This is a genomic window from Halorussus ruber, from assembly GCF_004765785.1.
GTDB lineage: Archaea > Halobacteriota > Halobacteria > Halobacteriales > Haladaptataceae > Halorussus > Halorussus ruber.
In genome coordinates this window covers 13125-30604 of record NZ_ML219769.1, presented here as the reverse complement: position 1 = coordinate 30604, position 17480 = coordinate 13125, and the positions used below count along the sequence as shown (strand labels likewise).

The 17480-nt window shown below is 60.2% G+C and carries 11 protein-coding genes and 3 pseudogenes; 12 read left to right on the top strand and 2 right to left on the bottom strand.

The window, feature by feature from the left end; translation table 11 throughout:
- Positions 1–43: 43 nt before the first annotated feature.
- The 3 genes from EPL01_RS02355 to EPL01_RS02345 all read left to right on the top strand — a co-directional run bounded on the left by EPL01_RS02355 (position 44) and on the right by EPL01_RS02345 (position 6854).
- Entirely contained in the window at positions 44–3259 is a 3216-nt protein-coding gene (locus EPL01_RS02355; RefSeq protein ID WP_135823667.1) for a DUF499 domain-containing protein, read from the top strand.
- Between the two features lie 5 nt (positions 3260–3264).
- A complete protein-coding gene (locus EPL01_RS02350) occupies positions 3265–5943 on the top strand; it encodes a DUF1156 domain-containing protein (protein ID WP_135823666.1) in 2679 nt (892 codons plus the stop codon).
- A gap of 518 nt (positions 5944–6461) precedes the next feature.
- Positions 6462–6854 (top strand): DUF8076 family protein, encoded by a 393-nt coding sequence (locus EPL01_RS02345; RefSeq protein WP_135823665.1) that lies wholly within the window; start codon positions 6462–6464, stop codon positions 6852–6854.
- On the opposite strand, the gene EPL01_RS02340 is transcribed toward EPL01_RS02345, so the two are convergent.
- Together EPL01_RS02340 and EPL01_RS02335 are read right to left on the bottom strand one after the other, a co-directional pair.
- On the bottom strand, positions 6851–8722 hold the full coding sequence (locus tag EPL01_RS02340) for a 5-methylcytosine restriction system specificity protein McrC (RefSeq protein ID WP_246045612.1): 1872 nt from the start codon (positions 8720–8722) through the stop codon (positions 6851–6853). The genes EPL01_RS02345 and EPL01_RS02340 overlap by 4 nt on opposite strands.
- 6 nt (positions 8723–8728) lie before the next feature.
- Positions 8729–9943 carry an AAA family ATPase gene (locus tag EPL01_RS02335; protein ID WP_135823664.1) on the bottom strand — a complete coding sequence of 405 codons (1215 nt, stop codon included), beginning with the start codon at positions 9941–9943 and terminating at the stop codon, positions 8729–8731.
- Positions 9944–10065: 122 nt separating this feature from the next.
- Here EPL01_RS02335 and EPL01_RS02330 point away from each other — a divergent pair.
- The 9 genes and pseudogenes from EPL01_RS02330 to EPL01_RS02285 all read left to right on the top strand — a co-directional run bounded on the left by EPL01_RS02330 (position 10066) and on the right by EPL01_RS02285 (position 17467).
- Positions 10066–10729, top strand: a pseudogene (locus EPL01_RS02330) (IS6 family transposase).
- Positions 10730–10739: 10 nt separating this feature from the next.
- Positions 10740–10922 (top strand): annotated as a pseudogene (locus tag EPL01_RS02325) (integrase core domain-containing protein); the annotation flags it as partial.
- On the top strand, positions 10888–11451 hold the full coding sequence (locus EPL01_RS02320) for a DUF7342 family protein (RefSeq protein WP_135823663.1): 564 nt from the start codon (positions 10888–10890) through the stop codon (positions 11449–11451). The pseudogene EPL01_RS02325 and the gene EPL01_RS02320, both read left to right, overlap by 35 nt.
- 54 nt (positions 11452–11505) lie before the next feature.
- Positions 11506–11894, top strand: a pseudogene (locus EPL01_RS22555) (hypothetical protein).
- 256 nt (positions 11895–12150) lie between these two features.
- The gene (locus tag EPL01_RS02305) at positions 12151–12600 is read left to right on the top strand and encodes a universal stress protein (RefSeq protein ID WP_135823662.1); all 450 of its coding nucleotides are present in this window, start codon (positions 12151–12153) and stop codon (positions 12598–12600) included.
- Between the two features lie 228 nt (positions 12601–12828).
- On the top strand, positions 12829–14295 hold the full coding sequence (locus EPL01_RS02300; RefSeq protein ID WP_135823661.1) for an amidohydrolase family protein: 1467 nt from the start codon (positions 12829–12831) through the stop codon (positions 14293–14295).
- Positions 14296–14714: 419 nt separating this feature from the next.
- A complete protein-coding gene (locus EPL01_RS02295; RefSeq protein WP_135823660.1) occupies positions 14715–15143 on the top strand; it encodes a hypothetical protein in 429 nt (142 codons plus the stop codon).
- On the top strand, positions 15140–16468 hold the full coding sequence (locus EPL01_RS02290; RefSeq protein WP_135823659.1) for a hypothetical protein: 1329 nt from the start codon (positions 15140–15142) through the stop codon (positions 16466–16468). The genes EPL01_RS02295 and EPL01_RS02290 overlap by 4 nt, the downstream gene beginning before the upstream one ends.
- A gap of 147 nt (positions 16469–16615) precedes the next feature.
- Positions 16616–17467 (top strand): hypothetical protein, encoded by an 852-nt coding sequence (locus EPL01_RS02285; protein WP_135823658.1) that lies wholly within the window; start codon positions 16616–16618, stop codon positions 17465–17467.
- Positions 17468–17480: the final 13 nt, after the last annotated feature.

The window sequence follows — 17480 nt, the reverse complement described above, 5'->3', positions numbered from 1 at the left end:
CGCAGTACTTATGCAGTACCTACTTCATCATCCGAACATTCACATGACATCCACCGGGTCTCTTCCCTATACGATTGCGGACACCGTTACTCTAAGCGAGGAGTTACGCGAAGAAGGCCGGATCGACGGCCAAGTCAAACTCTACAATATCGACAAGAGTAGCGAATTCGAATCAGACGCCGCGACGTTCTTCGAGCGAACAGTCCCGACTCAGGGCCTGCACGAGACGCTGACTATCCTCCGAGACTCTCTCAACGGAGAGGACCCGCGCCAGACTCACATTCTCTACGGGCCATATGGTTCCGGGAAGTCCCACCAGATGGTGGCTCTCTATCACTGCTTCAACAACCCCGACGCCGCCTCCGAATGGGCGGACGGAAACATCGACGGACTCGGCGATGCGCTCCCCGAAGACGCAGTCCCGATTACCGTCGCAATGCAGTACGAAAACAACGACTACGACTATCTCTGGGAGCCATTCTTCGAGGAACTCGACTACGACGTCGGTTCGTTCGAGACCGGCGGCTATCCCGACGTCCAGACCATCGAAGAAGCCGTCGGCGACCAGACAGTCGCGTTCATCGCCGACGAACTCGAAGACTGGTACGACACCCTCGACGACGAACACGAAAGCGCAAACCGGGCCTTCCTCCAAGCGCTCCTCGAAGCCACGGCACTTCCTGACCTCGAACTCTATACTATCGTCTCCGTTCTCCGGAAGGGCTCGAAGGTTCACAACATCCTCGACCGCGAGGACGCCGTCGAAGTGAACATGAGCAGTAAAGTGAGCAAGCGCGACGTCCTGCTCCACCGACTCATCGACGACGTCGAGACCGAGCGCGCTCGTGAAATCGTCAATGGATACGTCGATGCCTACGAGACCTCGGACTACGTCGAGGTCGAACCCAGCCTCCGAGAGGACATGCGGGAGACCTACCCGTTACACCCCGAACTCATCGAAGCACTCGAATCCCGCTACTACGAGAACGAAGACAACCAGAACACGCGCGGGATGATATATCTCTTCTCCACCCTCCTCCTGGAACTCCGTGACGAGACGGACTTGATTACGCACGGCAACGTCGATGCCGAACGGTTCGAAGACGAACTCTCGAAAATCAACTTCGAGCGACCGTCCGCGTGCATCTCCGACATCAAAAGCCGCGTTGGAGACGAAGTCGAATACGGACGCCGCATTCTCAACACGATTCTGCTCTACTCGCTGAACGACAGCCACGGCGAAGGAGCCGAGGTCTCCCAAATCGTCATGGGGGCGTACCAGACCAACGACCGCATCTCGGACATCTACATCAACCTCGAACAGCTCCACGGCGTCGCGTGGCACCTCCACAAACTCAACGGCAAATTCGCCATCCGAGAGAAGCGCAACCCCAACGCGCTCATCCGGAACGCCGCCAGCGACGTCTCCGAACGGTCTGCAAAAGGGGAAATCGCGGAAATCGTCGGCGAACTCTTCGGACCCGGCACACATACTGTCGGCTTCCGCACCGACGACATCCGAGACATCCCCGACTCTCGGGACATCAAAGTCGTCGTCAAAGACAGCGAATGGACGAAAGACGAAGTCAAGCGCGTCATCACGGACGACGGCCGCGGTCGGAACTGGCGAAACACCTTCGTGTTCGTCCAGCCGGTCGAAGACGAAGCCATCGAATCCGGCACTCGCTACATCGACAAAGCCCGCTACGTCGAAGGCGCACGCCAAGTCCTCGCCGACGACGCCCTCGACGAGAACATCCGGACCACCATCGAGGCGATGAAAAGCCAAGAAGCAGAGGAACTCCGGAAAGAGCTCCGCCGAGCGTACGGCGAAGTCATCGACGGCGACGACCTCCTCAACGGGTTCGACGACGCGAAACCGATGGCGCTCGACGTCTTCGTCTTCGAGGGCGACGAGTACAGCGCCCGCAACATCGCTTCGGAAGCTTCCGCCGACCCGTTCGACTTGGAGGAGCCGACTTGGACCATCGTGGAGGACCTCCTCGACCGGAAAGGCAAAATCACGCCCGAAGACGCGTACGAGGAGTTCCTCCGCCGACCGAGCTATCCCATCCCCGGAAGCGTCGGTGACGTCATCGACGCGGCGGAGGCGGCGCTCGAAGAGAAACCCGTCCTCATCCACACCAAAGACGGCGGGTTCGCGGAAACTCTCGAAGACCTCACGCCCAAGACGACCATCATCCACTCCGGCCCGGTCGAGACGTGGGACATCGACGACATCGAGGAGGACCTCCGAACCCAGTTTAGCGGTGATACGAACGAGATCGACATTGCCGAGTACTACGAGGACCTCCTCACGCAGACGGAGGTCCGAATCGAGGGCGACGAGAAAGACAAGCTCATGATGGCGGTCGGCCGCCTCACGAACGACGACGCCTACATCGTCGTCCGGGGAACGACCGTCCTCGACAAACCGAAGCTCGATGCGGCGATTCGGGACGTTTCCGAGGCGGACATCATCGGGCCGTCAGAGATTCGAGCGCGGGTCGACGAGACTATCACCGCCGATGGCCGAGCGAGCATGGACCGGATTCTCCGCGACATCCGGGGCGATTCGGACGTGTTCCTGCCGCCGGACCAAACCAACACGGCGGTCCTGAAAGTCGTGAACGACTGCCTCACCGAGAATTACGTTCTTGAGGCGGGCCGTCGATACCTCTCCGACCTCGGTAGTCGTGACCCGACCAGCGTCACGCTGGTACCCACGGTCTCGAACCGCGTCGGCGAGGAGATCCTCGAATACATCGACAACTTGGACCCGAAAACGAAGTTCACGGTGACGGACGTCCGCGAACGGTTCGGCAGCTCCGTCTCCGAGGCCGCCGTCCAGACGTTCCTCCTCCAGAATCTAGGGGAGGATACGGAGCCCAAGTACAAGATCGGGACGAACGGCTCGACAGACCCGAGCGACTGGATGAACGGCTACCCGTTCAAGACGCCGGGTGATGGCGAGGATACGTGGGACTTCGATCACGAGTTCGATAGTCCGACGAAGATGCGCAAGCGGTGGCGGCAAGAACACCAAGAGGGACTGCTCAACTACGGTTCGATTCGATTCGTCCTTCCCGAGTCGGATGGCGTCCCCGAGGAGATGCGGGATATCGCCGCAATCGAACGGACGCACGTGGACATGACGCTGGAGTCCGACCAAGAGTACACGGTGTTCTCGCGGCTGTTCGACAAGGTTCCGGAGAACGCGACAGACATTCAAATCGAGATGGAGTTCCGGAAGGAGTAACCGAGATGCCTAGCCGAGATTCAGAGAGCGAGACCGAACAGTCGGACCGCGAGCGGACCGAACTGCCAATCGAGCGCGGGTTTCCAATCGAGCGCATCAACGAGATCGCCGAGAAGGAGAGTCGCGCCAAGATGTACTACCGGCCCATCTACACCATGCACAAGTGGTGGGCGCGCCGTCTCGGATGCGTGTTCCGGGCAATCTCGCTGTACACCCTGCTGGACGACCCTGAGAAGGTCTCGGTGAACGACCCCGGACAGGAGAACGAGACGCTCGCGGACTTCGACTACGGCGAGACAGACGTAGCGGACCTCCTCGGGCAGGTCGATATGACCGACCCCGAGAGCCTCTGGGAACTCTACCCCAAGGACGTGACCGTCGAGGAGAAGAAGGTGCTGGACCCCTTCATGGGCGGCGGCACCTCGCTGGTCGAGGCCTCGCGCTTCGGCGCGGAAGTCGTCGGCAACGACCTCAATCCGGTGGCGTGGTTCGTCACCAAGAAGGAACTCGAAGCGGGCCAGACGGACCTCGACGAACTCGAATCGGCCTTCGAGGAGGTCCGCGACGACGTGGCCGACGAGATTACCCAGTACTACAAGACGCCGTGCCCGAACGGGGACCACGACGCCGACGTGATGTACAACTTCTGGGTCAAGGAGTTGGACTGTGTTTCCTGCGATGCTACCGTTCCGCTGTACCGAGACTTCCGAGTCGCGGCGGGTCGGTACGACAACGACGACAAGTACAACGTCCTTTGCCCGGCCTGCGAGGAGGTCGTGCTGGTTGACGACTGGCAGAGTGAGTGCGATTGCTCGGAGTGTGGTCACGAGTTTACTCCGAAAGAGGGTCACATCGACTACGGAGACTACATCTGTCCCGACTGCGGCCAGAAGTACCCCGTCACCGACACGATTGAAGAGCAGGGTGGCTTCGACATTCGACTCTACGCGGTCGAATACTACTGCCCACATTGCGACGAACAGGGGTGCGAGAGGAGTGAGGTGAAAGGCTACAAGACGGCCGAGGAGGCCGACAAAGAACTGTTCGAAGAGGCCAAACAGGAGTGGGAGGAGTCCGACGAACTCCGACAGTACGTCCCTGACAAGCCGATTCGACCCGGATGGAAGACCGACGCGACCCAGTTCGATGGGTCGATGGGAGGCAACGGTAATCTGCCTAGCCACGGGTACGAGAAATGGACCGATATGTACAATGAGCGGCAGTTACTTTGCTTGTCTAAACTCCTTAGAGCATCAGAAAACGCCGCTCAGGACGATGTTAAGGAGTATCTTTATCTGGCAATTTCGGACTCCCTGCGGACGAACTGCATGATGACTTCTTACGACTCCACCAGAAACGGCGTTGACCACATTTTCCGAAGCAACTCGTTTGAGCCACCGCTATATCCCGCAGAGAACAACATCTGGGGGACAAAATACGGTCGGGGTACCTTCACGGCGTCGTTCGATATGGTTAAAGCTGGTGTTGAGTACGGACGAAACCCCACAGAACGGGTCGTTGAAGACGGAGAAACGAGGGAAACAGCCCCGTTTCGCCAGCCAGTCGGAGAAAACGCGACAGTTACCCAAGGAGATTCTCGACTCATCGACGCCGAAAACGAGTACGATTTGGTCATCACCGACCCGCCGTACTACAATAACGTTCTCTATTCCGAACTATCCGATTTCTTCTATGTCTGGCTAAAGGAGGTACTTGAAGATGACTACGACTGCTTTGAGACAGAACATACTCCTCGGGCGGAGAGCATCGTGGTCAATCCCGCCTCAGATAAGGAAATAGATGACTTCGAATCCGAGTTGAAACAGGCGTTCTCCACAGTTCGGCGTGCGCTGAAGGACGACGGGGCACTCACCTTCACTTACCACCATAGCGACTCTGAGTCGTGGGGTGAACTGCTGGAAGCACTCTGTGAGGTTGGTTTCACCGTCACCGCGACGTATCCCGTCTCGGCGGACCTCACTAAATTCCTCGAAGGTGAATCCGTCTCGTTCGACATCGTCGTGGTCGCTCGGCCCGCAGAGAATCGCACCGCAATTTCGTGGAACGACCTCAGACGGAACATCTACGACACCGCCCGCGAGACGCGCAAGAAGTTAGAGGAGAACCGCGACCTCTCGCTGGGCGACATCGGCGTCATCGAGATGGGCGAGTGTTTCCGCGAGTACTCCAAGCACCACGGCAAGGTCCAGCACGACGGCGAGATTCTGGACGCCAAGGACGTGGTGGAGAAGATTTACGGCATCATCCAAGAGGCCAGCGACGAGGGCATCGAAGACGTGTTCGTGGACCTCCTCAAGACGCCGGACCCCTCCTACGACGACGTGAACAAGCTCTGCCGGGGGACCAGCGCCACGCCCGAGGAGCTAGAGGAGATGCGCCTCTACACCCAAGACGACGGCTTCGAACTCGGGACGTGGGACAACGACGCGCGGAAGGCCTACATTCAGGAGCGGGTCAACGGCGAGGGTGGCGACCACCTCACCAACCTCGACAAACTCCAGTTCCTGCGCTACCGCTATCAGGAGGGCAAGACCGTGGGCAACTACGTCGAGAAGTGGACCACCGGGCAGGACATCCGCGACCTCGCGTCCCGACTCGCCGCGGCGACCGACGACGACACCTACGAGCGCGTCCTCGGGAACCGGGACCTGACGAACTACTGACGAGGGCCGTCCGTCTCCGCCCTCGGTGGCTGTTTTCGCGGGACCGACGCGTCGGTCCCGTCCGACTGCTCCCGGCGCTGACTGACTGTCCCCGGCGCTGACCGACTGTCCTCGGCGTTGACCGACTGGGGGAGTCCCCGCGAACAATCGCAGTCCGAGCGCGAGCCCGTGGGTCGGCTGGCGGTGGCCCCGTCGCTGGAGCGGCGCGTCCCTCGACTGAGTCGGCATTTCGCCCACGCCGTCCGACTCGCGGTTCTGCGCCCGCGTTGACCTGCCGCTCCTCGTCCACCAGCGAATACAGGCAGAACAGACAACTTCGAGCAATCCAGAGGAGTCTTTCGACATTCTATATAATCCTTAAAGAAATGTATCCCTTGTTTGAGTGCCGTGGAGGCGCTCCGCACCGCCGAGGAGCGAAACGCGCCCTCCTCGATACCTGTCGAACTATCTGGTCAACTCCGTGCGGTGATTCTCGTTACATACTTACCACTACGATTCGAAACTCAACCGAACAACCAATGCCTGAAGCAGGCCGACTTCGTGGGGTCTACAACATCGTTACCGCGGGGGACTACGAGACGGTCGATTACCAGATTCCAGTTGACGAGTTCCTCGAACGCCTCGAAGACGACGACGTACCCGAGGAGGTTACTGTCGTGGGACTCGAGGACGCCTACGACGACGAGTCCTTCATCGACGAACTTTCGCGGGCGATGGACCGGAAAGCCGACGATTTGGAGAACGCCGACCCGACGCCGATGGTTCAGTTCGAGATCGACGCCGACATCCACCGTGGCCAAGTCGCGTTCGACATCTTCCACGAGGGCGAAATCTATCCGCTCCACGAGGTGTTCGGCCGTCAAATCAAGCCGAAAGACCAAACCGGTAGTTGGTACACCACGCCGTTCTAGGGCGGACTCGGCTCCGTCCGAAGGTCGACCCGGACCGATTCGACGGAGCCGTCGTCGCCGGTATTGATGAAGTACAGGTCAATCCACTCCTCGCTCCGCGTTCGGTCCGAGCAAAACACGGGGACGCACGTGTAGGCGTACGGTGACCGGTCGTCGAGTTCGAGTTCGATTTGGTCGCGCGCCCAATTCCCCTCGTCCTCGAATTCGGTGATGTTCCCCGCTAACCACGAGAGTCGCCCCGCCATCTGGAGGATACTCCAAGAGAACTGGCGCTTGTTCCGATACGCGAACGGGCCGCTCATCGACTTGACTTCCGGGAGCGCGGTAGCATCGACCCCCTCCAGACAGATAGCGGTCTCGATACCGTCCGGGGTCGGCCCCTCGACTTCCCGCATGATTTCGAGCGCTGGCTCCTCTTCCACGAGAACAGCAAAGAGGTAATCGTGAATCGCAGCCTCGTACGCACTCGGCGAAAACCCCGCGTCTGTCTGCGGCGCAACCACGCGGAGACGAGCATCCGACTGCACGACCGTTCGCTCTTTCGGCTCCATCAACGGACACAGGAACCCAAGCTCGTCAGCCTCAAGCAGATACGCGTAGCTGAACAGCCGCGACCGGGACGGTGACCGTTTGACGGGGTCTTTCCCCTCGGCGTAGTACTTCGAGTCGAGTACTGCGAGCGTCTCGTCACCCTCGATCAATTCGTGATCCGGTTGGTGGAACACGTCCCCCTCGCCCTCGAACGGCGTAACCGTCGGCGACCCACGCATCGCTACCTCCGACGTCGCCCCCAAATAATCGTAGCCGCTGATCTCGTCAAGCTGGTTTTCGAGGACCACCTGCGAGTACTCCTCGAACAGCGACTCCATGTTCATCACGTAGTCGACGGACAGCTCGTATCGACCGTCGCTAAATTGGTGGCCAAGCGACGACGAGAGGATCGTCTTCGAGACGTAGAGGGCGTCAGCGTAGTAGCGGCGTTGCCGAGGTAAATCTTCTACCGAGAGTTCGTGGTAGTCTCCGACGCGCTGTGCATCGCTCGTTACACCCATCTCTTCGAGACGAGCCACCTCGCGGTCTAACTCCGAATATATCCGTTGGTGCTGTCGGGACCAGTCGTCCCGAGCGCCGTCTTGAAACAACCGTAGCAGCGTTCTGCCAGCGTACTGCAGGAGCGAGTTGGCCGCGTTGTCGTAGTCGACTTCGTTCTGAATCCATTGGGGCTGTAGCTTCCCGTGGGCTTGATTCAACAGCGTCTGCTCGAGGTCAATCTGGCCACGCCCGTCCATGTCGTTGACGCGGCAAACGTTGAGGTCCCGAATGAATCCGCGCCGCCGGATTGTCGACAGCCCATCGAGGAAGTTGATTGCGAGTATAACGAGGACGTCTTTGAGGTCCGTCCCGTCTTCGAGAACTTGATCCGTCGGAACTCCTCGGTACTCCGCGGACCGCTTCTGCTCGTAGACCGCCAACAGCATATCGAAGATGTGTTCCCAATCGACCTTCGGGTCGATCCGCACAGTCGCGTTCGGAGTGATACTGACTGTGCCAACTAGGTCGGTCGCGTCTATCCGAAGGGTCGACCCACCGTCGTGAAGCCGAATCGTGAGGACCTCGTACTCCCGACCCTCCTCTGCTGGCCCGATAGCCTGCTGACTCTTCCGATACAGCCCCTGGGCCTCCACAGTAAACGATGCCCGTTCTATCTGACGGTCGATACTCTCGGGACAGTCCCGAATCTCTATCGTCCCCCGCTCCGGAATCGGATACGTCCGAATCTCCGGGTCGTATTCGTAGACGGCGTCGACACTACTCGCAGGCTCTCCTCGCCCGACCGAAGTTGCAATCCGTTCGTCCATGGAACTCATCGAGGATTATGTCCCGAGCTGACGGCGCTCTTCAGCTAACCGTCGCTCAGCTACTTCAACAGCTGGCTCGAGATCGAACGCCGTAAACTCGTCGTCGAGGAGGCGATAGTGTTCGGCGATTCGTTCGATCTGCGGGAAGGCCGCCGTGTTCAAGAGCCGCGGCACGAGGAAGGTTTTGTACGCTTGGCCGACCGCCCGTTCGAGGTCGTCTTCGTACTGGCCGTCTTCAGCACACGCCGCCCCGATGAATGCAGCGACGTCTCGGTAATGCATCGGCCCGAACCGCATAATCGACCCCTGCGAGGTATCTTCACGGCCGCGATTGATTCCTCGATAGTCCGCCTCGAATAGTTCGTACAAGCGCGTCGTGTCGATATCGATGGCGTTCTCGACGAGGTCGTCGAGCCAGCCTTCCAGTAGTTGTCGGCGGTTCTCTTTGGGGTACTCGTCGAGTTCCACCATCGCAAACCGACGCGTAATCGCGTCATCGAGCTCGTTCACCGTCCGATCCGACATGTTCATCGTACAAATGATGTTCACTCGCTCGTCCAACTCGATCGTCTCACCATCGTCCGTCTCAAAGATCGTCTGGTGCGGATTCTCGATGGCCGTGTAGAGGGGACCGAAAATCTTCGAGATATCCGCTCGCGTGATTTCGTCGAGGATGACGCCGTAATCCACGTTGAACTTCCGAGCGCGTTGCACCGCCTTCGAGACACATCCGAGTTCACGATGATACTGGATTCCGCGTCCGGAGGTATCCGGAGAAATCCCGCCGATGATATCCGACGGCGTCCAGGACGGCGTCGCCGTATTCAACGTGTACCCGATGCACGTCCGTTGCGCGAGCTGCTTCGCAAACGTCGTCTTCCCCGTCCCAGTCGGCCCATACAACACCACCGGTTTCCCCGTCTCGAGCGCCACCGTCGCATTCCGAACAGCCTCCTCCGGAACCAGAATCTCCTCGGGGGTATCGTCTCCTCGGTAGCTCACGAGACGCTTGACGTCCCGAGGAGCTATATTGGAGTTGAGTACTGCCTTTCGAATCTTCCCGAGCCCCCGCTGTCCATCGTGCGTTTTGTCCAACTCCTCCTCTTCGATGAGGTACCGAATTACGTCGACGCTGGCGGCATTTTCGATCGCGTTTTTCGTCTCCGATTCGTTCCGGCGGAGAACATCAATTTCGTCGCGGGCTTGCGATAGAGAAATGTTGTTGGTCATTGCGAGGAGTAAATCAACCCCGTTGCTTAAATCCCGATGTAGTGTTCGCGGGACGCCCAAGTGGACGGCACTGTCTAGCTCGGCCAGTTTGAGAAGCGAGCAGGCCGTAGCGATCGGTGTCCATGCAACTCGCAGACCTGCTCAGAGAGACGTTAGACACCGCGACTCTCGAATGTTGGCGGCGGGAGCGGACGGCGACGCCCGTCAGGGCGTTCGCCGTCCGCCCACGCTGCCGGGTGTTCGCTCAGAGAGACAGCAGCGATTCTCGAGTTAGTAGGCGTTGAACGGACACGTGGAGCGGTCTGGAGTTGGGTACATCGACTGGCTGACAGCGTGGGCGACCCCTCGACGCGGGTCGCGGTCGACGAGACCGCTGTCCGAATCAACGGCGAGTGGTCTTGGGTGTACGCTGCGATCGACCTCGAAACGAAGGTACTGCTTGCTGTCGCCGTGTTTGGACGGCGTGGCACTGATCCAGCAGCTGCATTCCGCCACGGCCTCACTCAGAAACGCGAGTGTTCAGAAACCGTGTTTCTGGTCGATGGTGCAGGCTATCTGATTGCTCTCTCCCGATTAGGATCGAGCGGTCAACTTGAGTATGTCGACCGAACCCACATCGAAAAGTGGTTTCATACCCTTGAGGTGTGAGCTGACCGCTTCCATTCGTCGTGGGTGGGCAGTCGGCCGAGCGTCCGCCAGTGGCTTGCGTCGTTCGTCCATTACTATAATTTTCAGCGACCGCACCAAGCACTCGATGAACGCACACCGGTTGAGGAGGTAAACTAGACAGTGCCACCGAAACCAAATCGAAAAATGGTTTCAGACCCTCACGATGCGCATCGACCGGTTCCATACCTCGTGGGTGGGCAGTCAGCAAAGCGCCCGCGAGTGGCTTGTACAGTTTACACACTATTATAACGCACAACGACCGCATCAAGCACTCGATGGACGCACCCCGATTCAGAAGGTGCGTAACTAGACAGTGCCCCGACAACGGACTCATGGAACGGCAGACAACCGGTGAGGATCGAGTTCGGATGGTCGCGCGTCAGTTGTCAGAGCCACGGACCGCAAACTGGATTGCCTCCGAAGCAGACTGGTCGCACGAACCGACCAAGCGCGTCCTCGAACGGCTGGTCGACGATGGTATTCTCCGTCGTGACGACAGCGGTACACACACCACGTACTCGCCGGATTACCGCCGCCAAGCGATGCAGGAAGCAACGCGCCTTCGAGACAGCGGGCATACGGTCGAAGAGCTCACGGACCGTCTCGCCGACATAAAGGCACAAACCCGGGACTGGGAGGACGAGTTCGAGGTTGAGTCACCGAATCAGCTTCGCGGAACAATCGCCGACGAGGCTCTTGATGCTGAAGACGAAGACCGCCGCCGCGAAATCGCGCGTGAGTGGGAACATCTCCAGCGCCGCATCCAGATCGTCGGGTTCGTCATCCGAGAATGGGACTTTCTGGCTCCGACAACTGAGCCAGCCGAGGCCAGCAGCTAACGGAGGTCTGTTCCACACCCCGAGGGTGATCCGAACGCGAACCTGTACGCGCAACTGAAGCAGGGCGTCCTTGAGCGTGTTCCCCAGATTACGACGGTCGAATACGTTCCAGATGCTATCGAAGCCAAGCAGTTGCGAGCGACGTTTGACCCGACCCCCTTGACCCACCAACTGGACCGGAATCACCAGAACTCCTCGTAGCGTGGTATCGCCAGGAGCCACACGATTGGTTCCGCGTGAACTACACCGACCCGAATACGGGGTTTCACGCTGGTTGGCACCAAGACGAGGTTCATCCTGATCTCGGTCGGACGCATTTCTAGTATACGACTGACGACGAGGAAGACCGACGGAGTATCTCGTTCGAACATGAGACTCCGTCCTTGATTCTCTGGGAAATCATCGACCAACTCCTTGAGGATATCCATCCGACATACCATTGACGCCCCTGCCTGAGGAGCGAGGATTCTCGACGCTTGAGTAGTGTGACGCTCGCAATGCTCGTACAGGACGAGCTAGCCGACCGAGGAGAACGTTAGATACAATCGACGAGCGACGTGCATGTAGGAGAGGCATTCCAAGCCAGCGGGTGGAGTGGCCAGCAGAACCGACAGGAGGTACATCGGATGCGTGTACTCCCTCTCGGAGCGACGGAAATGAGGGGCGGTTTTATTGAGGTCCACTTTGAAATCTAACTGAATGTACGATCGGATCCTGCTTTCGACGGACGGTACAGTCGCGTCTGAAGAGGCTGAAACTCACGCACTTGATCTCGCAGCCGCGCACGATGCTGTTCTTCACGTTCTCTACGTCGTCGATGAGAACGTCGTGACTGCGTACAGCGGCGACGAGTACGTCGACGAAGCCGAAGGCCCTGAACACGGTCTCGAAGAACACGGTGAGGAGACGCTCTCAGAACTCCGAAGCCGAGCATCAGAAGCCAGCGTCGACATCGAGACGGCGATACAACACGGTCGGCCTGCTGAGACTATCGTGGAGTATGGAGACGAGACTGACGCGGACTTGCTTGTGCTCGGAACGAAACGACGGCCGGACGAATATCGCGCTCTGCTCGGGAGTGTCACCGACCGGGTCCTCCGATTGACGACCCGGCCAGCGACCGTCGTAAAAACTGAAGTCAGCGAATAGCGCCGGAGCGGTCAGTAACCGCTATTACTGAACCGCCACGAGCGTGGTGGACGGTGATTCCCGCTTGGCGAAGCTCTTCTACCACCAGTGGCGGGCCATCACCCCGTCTGGCCGGTCGCCTCGGACGAGGTGTACTACTATGAGCCGTCGGATCGTACCCGTGCCCTCGACTGGGTGACGACAAGCAACGGCAATCCTCATAAGAAATCATCTAATAACTGAACAAAAATGGACGTCGACATCGCGATTCACGACGCGTACGTCCTCACGGTCGACGAACGGAATCGCCTCTACGAACGAGGCACGGTACTCATCGAAAATGGTCGCATCACCGAGGTGCGAGCCTCGCGGGACGACGATGCGGACATCGCGGCCGCCCACGTCATCGACGGCGAGGGCAAGCTCGTGATGCCGGGGCTGGTCAACGCCCACACCCACCTCGAACTGACGCCGCTCATCGGCGCGTTCAGCGACCTCGACCTGATGGAGATGATGAGCGGGATGACCGCCATCTACGGCGACATAGCCGAAGGCGAGTACGACTACCTCACCGAGGCGGGGTACGAACTCGCCGCACTCAACTTTCTCGCCGGTGGCGTCACCACCGTCAACTCGATGGACGTCCGCCCGTGCGCGGGCGCCGAGACGTTCGGCGAGGCGGGTCTCCGCGGGTTCTTTGGGATAGCGCTCTCCGACCTCTTCTGGGACGTCTCTGTCGATGAGCAGTTCGCCCGTGCCCGCGAATTCATCGACGAGTACCACGACACCTACGACGGACGAATCCGAGCGACAATCAACCCCCACGACGACTGGTCGTGTACCCGCGAGCTGTGGGAGCGTACCGCTGACCTCGCCGCAGAGTACCCCGACCTACTCGTCCACACCCACCTGCTCGAACTTGAGGAGAGCAATACGATGGCGCGGGCGAACGGCGCCGAGGACTCGCTCACTCTCCTTGACGACGTCGGCCTCCTTGACGATCGGCTGGTGGCCGCCCACTTCCGCCTCGCCGACGACGAGGATATCCGGCGGACTGCCGAATCGGGCGCGTCGGTCGCGCATTGTCCGTCCATCTTCTGCTACTGGAACACGGACGGCGATGTGCAGTGGACGCCGGTGCCGGAACTCCGCGCGGCGGGCATCGACGTCGGATTGGGTATCGACGACCATTACTGGCACGACTCTTACAACCTGTTCGGGGAGGCGCGACAGGCAAGGCTCGCGGCCAATCTCAAGCGGTCGACCGGTCAGTACCACTCGATGGAGTTAGTGCGGATGCTCACCATCGAGGGGGCAGAAGCCCTCGGCGTCGGCGACGAGATCGGGAGCCTCGAGTCTGACAAGCGGGCCGACGTCATCTTGCTTGACGTCGAGAAGCCCAAGTTCACACCCCTGACCAATATTCCAGCGCAGGTCGCCAATAACGCAGCGCCAGCCGATGTGGAGACGGTCATCGTCGATGGCGACGTGCTGATGAAGGACGGCGAGATCGAGACGATGGACGCCGACGCTGTGCGTGAACGTGTCGAAATCGCGGTCGACCGCTTCGCGTCGGAGACCGACTGGGAACTCGGAATCGGTGGAAGTGAGCCGCCGGGTAGGGTAGATGTCGCTCGCGACCTGCCGAAGCGCGGCCCTGCCCAGTTGCTCGGGCGGCTTGCCTTCCAGTCGCTCAAGGACAAATACCCGTTCTAAGACAAGTCGGTGGGATCACCCGGAAACAACCCGGTGACGAGGCAGATTTGGACGTGAAAGGCGAGTGTCTGAAATCACACGTTGTTCCTTTCGAGACTTCGGTGACAAGGAGACTCAGACCATGCTGTAGCCGCTTCTGTTGGTCTATATGATTCTCGGACAGTCGGTACGAAACGATAGGTCGCCTTAATACCCTGAAATTATTTACTGGCACGAGAGAAACGCGACAACGAATGCCCTCCCGCTCCCGACGGCGCGCCCTCCAGGTAGCTGCCGGCTATATCAGTCTGCTCGCCGGGTGTAACAGTCGCCCCGACTCCTCGACCACGCCCACGCCGACCGCGAGGAGTCCGCCGAACGACGCGGTTACTGACCCACCGACAGTTAACCTCCGGAATCCAGACGGCTCCGCCGTCGTTATGAACAGTGACGAGACGACTGAGGACGACACCGAGTCCGACGACCACCTGTGGCGACACACCCTCGTCGCCGACGAGGAGTCGGCCGACGAACTCGTCTTCGCCGACGTTGAAGGCGTCGAGCGCGCCCGCCAGTTTCTCGTCGATACTGACTTCGGCACCGAGACGGTGTACGTCGAACAGACTGAACTCGGTGAATGTTACGCCCGAGAACTCTGCTGGGTCCGCTGGACCGAGTCCGCAATAGAGACGTCGTACCGCGACGGCTATCGCGACGCCGACGTCGCCTGCGACACCGGAGAAGATGACGTCGTGGCGCTCCTCGTCCGACTCCCGGTCGCACTCGACTCGGACCAGATTCGCCGCTTCAGTTCCAACAGCGGAAGCGGCGGATGCCGGACCCACACTAGCGAGGAGGAAACAGCGTGAGGTCGTCGCTCGGCCGTCGGCGCGTCCTCGCGCTGACAGCGACCACGGCACTCGCAGGTTGCAGTAGTCGCCTGCCGTGGAGGGGCCCGCCCACTATCGACGCCAGTCGTCTCAGCGAGATGGCGAGCAAGCCCGCACCGTCAGTTTCGGAGACGCTCCCGGTCACAGTCGAACCGTCGTTCGCCGCCGCCCAAGCCGAGGCCGCACGCCAGTTGCTCGACGACGTTCCGCGCACCTTCGACAGCGACCTCGTTCCCAACGGCGCGATTCGCAAGCGACTGAACTACCTGAACGATTCTGCCAGAGAACAGGTCCGAGAGATCGAGGACGCCCCGACGACCCTCGAACGATTGTGGCAAGCCAGTCGCGCTCGGCCGGACGCTCGCGAGGTCCGAGCGACGTGGCGGGCGATCGACTCGGATTTGACTCGCAAGGAAGTCCGCGAGGAGACCCCCGAGATTCGTGCGACCACCGAGGAGTTCGCGTCACGGTGGTCGTACATCGGCGACGACCCGGTTCGAGCGCTCCGCGTCCACGCCGAAATCGAGAGCGACCTCGTCGGTGCCCGCAACTGGGCGGCGTCCGATGGTCGGGATCACCGACAGTTCGGGGACGGCCCGTTCGGAGTCGGCGAAGCGGCGAGTAGGCTTGAACGCGCTCGCGTGGACAACGACGTGATGAACCACATGTTCGACCGCTTCCAGCACAGTCTCGAAACGACGTCCGACCTCAAGCCGCGACTGGAGACGGCCCGCCGAACACTCTACGGCCGTGTCCAACGGCGAATCGAGTCGCTTCCCGACGTGGACGCCGACCTCCACGAGTCGCCGAGCGCACTACTGGACAGAAACGTCGGCGACACGGCAGGGGTGTGGGCGCTCGCGAGGCTCTATCAGGAGTCGGAGCGTAACGCTCTCGTCCTCCGCAACGCGGACGACCCCGAACCGGCGCTCGCTCGGAGAATCCTCGAAGCGACCGCCGTACTCGTGACCGTCCGCGCGTTCGACCGCCTTCGCAGTCGCATCGAAAACGGCGACGAAATGAGTGTCGAGTCTGCAGAAGCCGTCGTCGCTCTCCGCGAAAACGCCCTCGAAGCAATCGAGGCCGCTCGGACGAACGAACTGGCTTCGGGATTGGTCCGAGAGCTTCTGCCCCAGTTCGCCCGGTACGTTCGCTGGACCGACGAGGAGTTTGCGAACCAATCGGGGGCGATTTCGGTTCGCTCCGTCGAGCGGGATGTCGCCGACTACATCGTCGCGGCCGAGACCTGTCGCGTCCTTCCCGCAGTCGCGTCCGACACCGCGAAGGTAGTACGCGAACCATAGAGAGATAGCGTGTCCAGTACTACACCGACGGCCTCCGTTTTCAACTCGGAGACGGGTGCGACCGAGACTACGACGGGATGTGTCCCGTAGTACCCTGAACAATTCACCACAGAAGACATTTATCCGGATAGGTCAGTACGCCACGGTATGGACCGCCGCGCCCTCCTCGCCTCGCTCGGCTCGACCGCGACATCCGCCTTGGCCGGATGCTCCTCGGCCGGTTCGAACTCGAAGCCGACGAATTCCCGAACGACGACCGACCGCCCTACGTCGGCAACGACGACGCCGGGAACCGACGCGGTCGAATCGGTGAGCGCAGGCGATGTCGTCTCACTCCCCGCGGGTACGGTCGAACTCGGCCCGCTCGCCGTCCAGTCGTCGTTCCACCGGCAAGTCAACCTCGCGTGGGAAATCGTCGGTCGGCGCGGCGAACTGCTCGTCGTCCTCGACCTCGACGTTGCGGAGTACGACCAAGATGTACACCGACTTCCCCTCGGCATCGAGGTCGATGGCGAGCGCAACCCTGCGGGCAGTGAAGCTCCGGTCCACTCGCTGAATCGGCCGAGCGTTCGCGTCGGAGTCTCTGTGCCTACTGGGTCGGGCAAAGAGTTCGCGGTCCTCCTCGACGGGGGTGAAACTACATATCGATACCCTCTGCCGGGGGTGCTCCAGAAGCAAATTCGGGAACCGCCCGCGTGGAACGTCGACGTCTCGTTTCCAGACCGCGTCCGGAGCGACGGTGAACTCGATATTACTGTCACCGCCGAGAACACGGGGGCGAGCGAAGGGACGCTTGTCGGTGCGGTCACCCACGACCGTATCTACGACAAGTTCTGGGACTTTGACGTCAATGCCGCTCCCGGTGAACGCGTAACAGAGACCGTTTCAGTCACCTACGTCGGTGGTGAAGCTGGCGACCTCAGCGTGAGCGCCTCGTGGGGTCTCGGCCACACCAGCGAGACAGTCGCTGTCGTGACCAATGGTTCTGACGGCGGTTAGCTCGTTGGTGCCG

Bases quoted from the DNA above. Each gene is read 5' to 3' on its own strand.
- EPL01_RS02355 (WP_135823667.1), top strand. From the start codon at position 44: ATGACATCCACCGGGTCTCTTCCCTATACGATTGCGGACACCGTTACT.
- EPL01_RS02350 (WP_135823666.1), top strand. From the start codon at position 3,265: ATGCCTAGCCGAGATTCAGAGAGCGAGACCGAACAGTCGGACCGCGAG.
- EPL01_RS02345 (WP_135823665.1), top strand. From the start codon at position 6,462: ATGCCTGAAGCAGGCCGACTTCGTGGGGTCTACAACATCGTTACCGCG.
- EPL01_RS02340 (WP_246045612.1), bottom strand. From the start codon at position 8,722: ATGAGTTCCATGGACGAACGGATTGCAACTTCGGTCGGGCGAGGAGAG.
- EPL01_RS02335 (WP_135823664.1), bottom strand. From the start codon at position 9,943: ATGACCAACAACATTTCTCTATCGCAAGCCCGCGACGAAATTGATGTT.
- EPL01_RS02320 (WP_135823663.1), top strand. From the start codon at position 10,888: ATGGACGCACCCCGATTCAGAAGGTGCGTAACTAGACAGTGCCCCGAC.
- EPL01_RS02305 (WP_135823662.1), top strand. From the start codon at position 12,151: ATGTACGATCGGATCCTGCTTTCGACGGACGGTACAGTCGCGTCTGAA.
- EPL01_RS02300 (WP_135823661.1), top strand. From the start codon at position 12,829: ATGGACGTCGACATCGCGATTCACGACGCGTACGTCCTCACGGTCGAC.
- EPL01_RS02295 (WP_135823660.1), top strand. From the start codon at position 14,715: ATGAACAGTGACGAGACGACTGAGGACGACACCGAGTCCGACGACCAC.
- EPL01_RS02285 (WP_135823658.1), top strand. From the start codon at position 16,616: ATGGACCGCCGCGCCCTCCTCGCCTCGCTCGGCTCGACCGCGACATCC.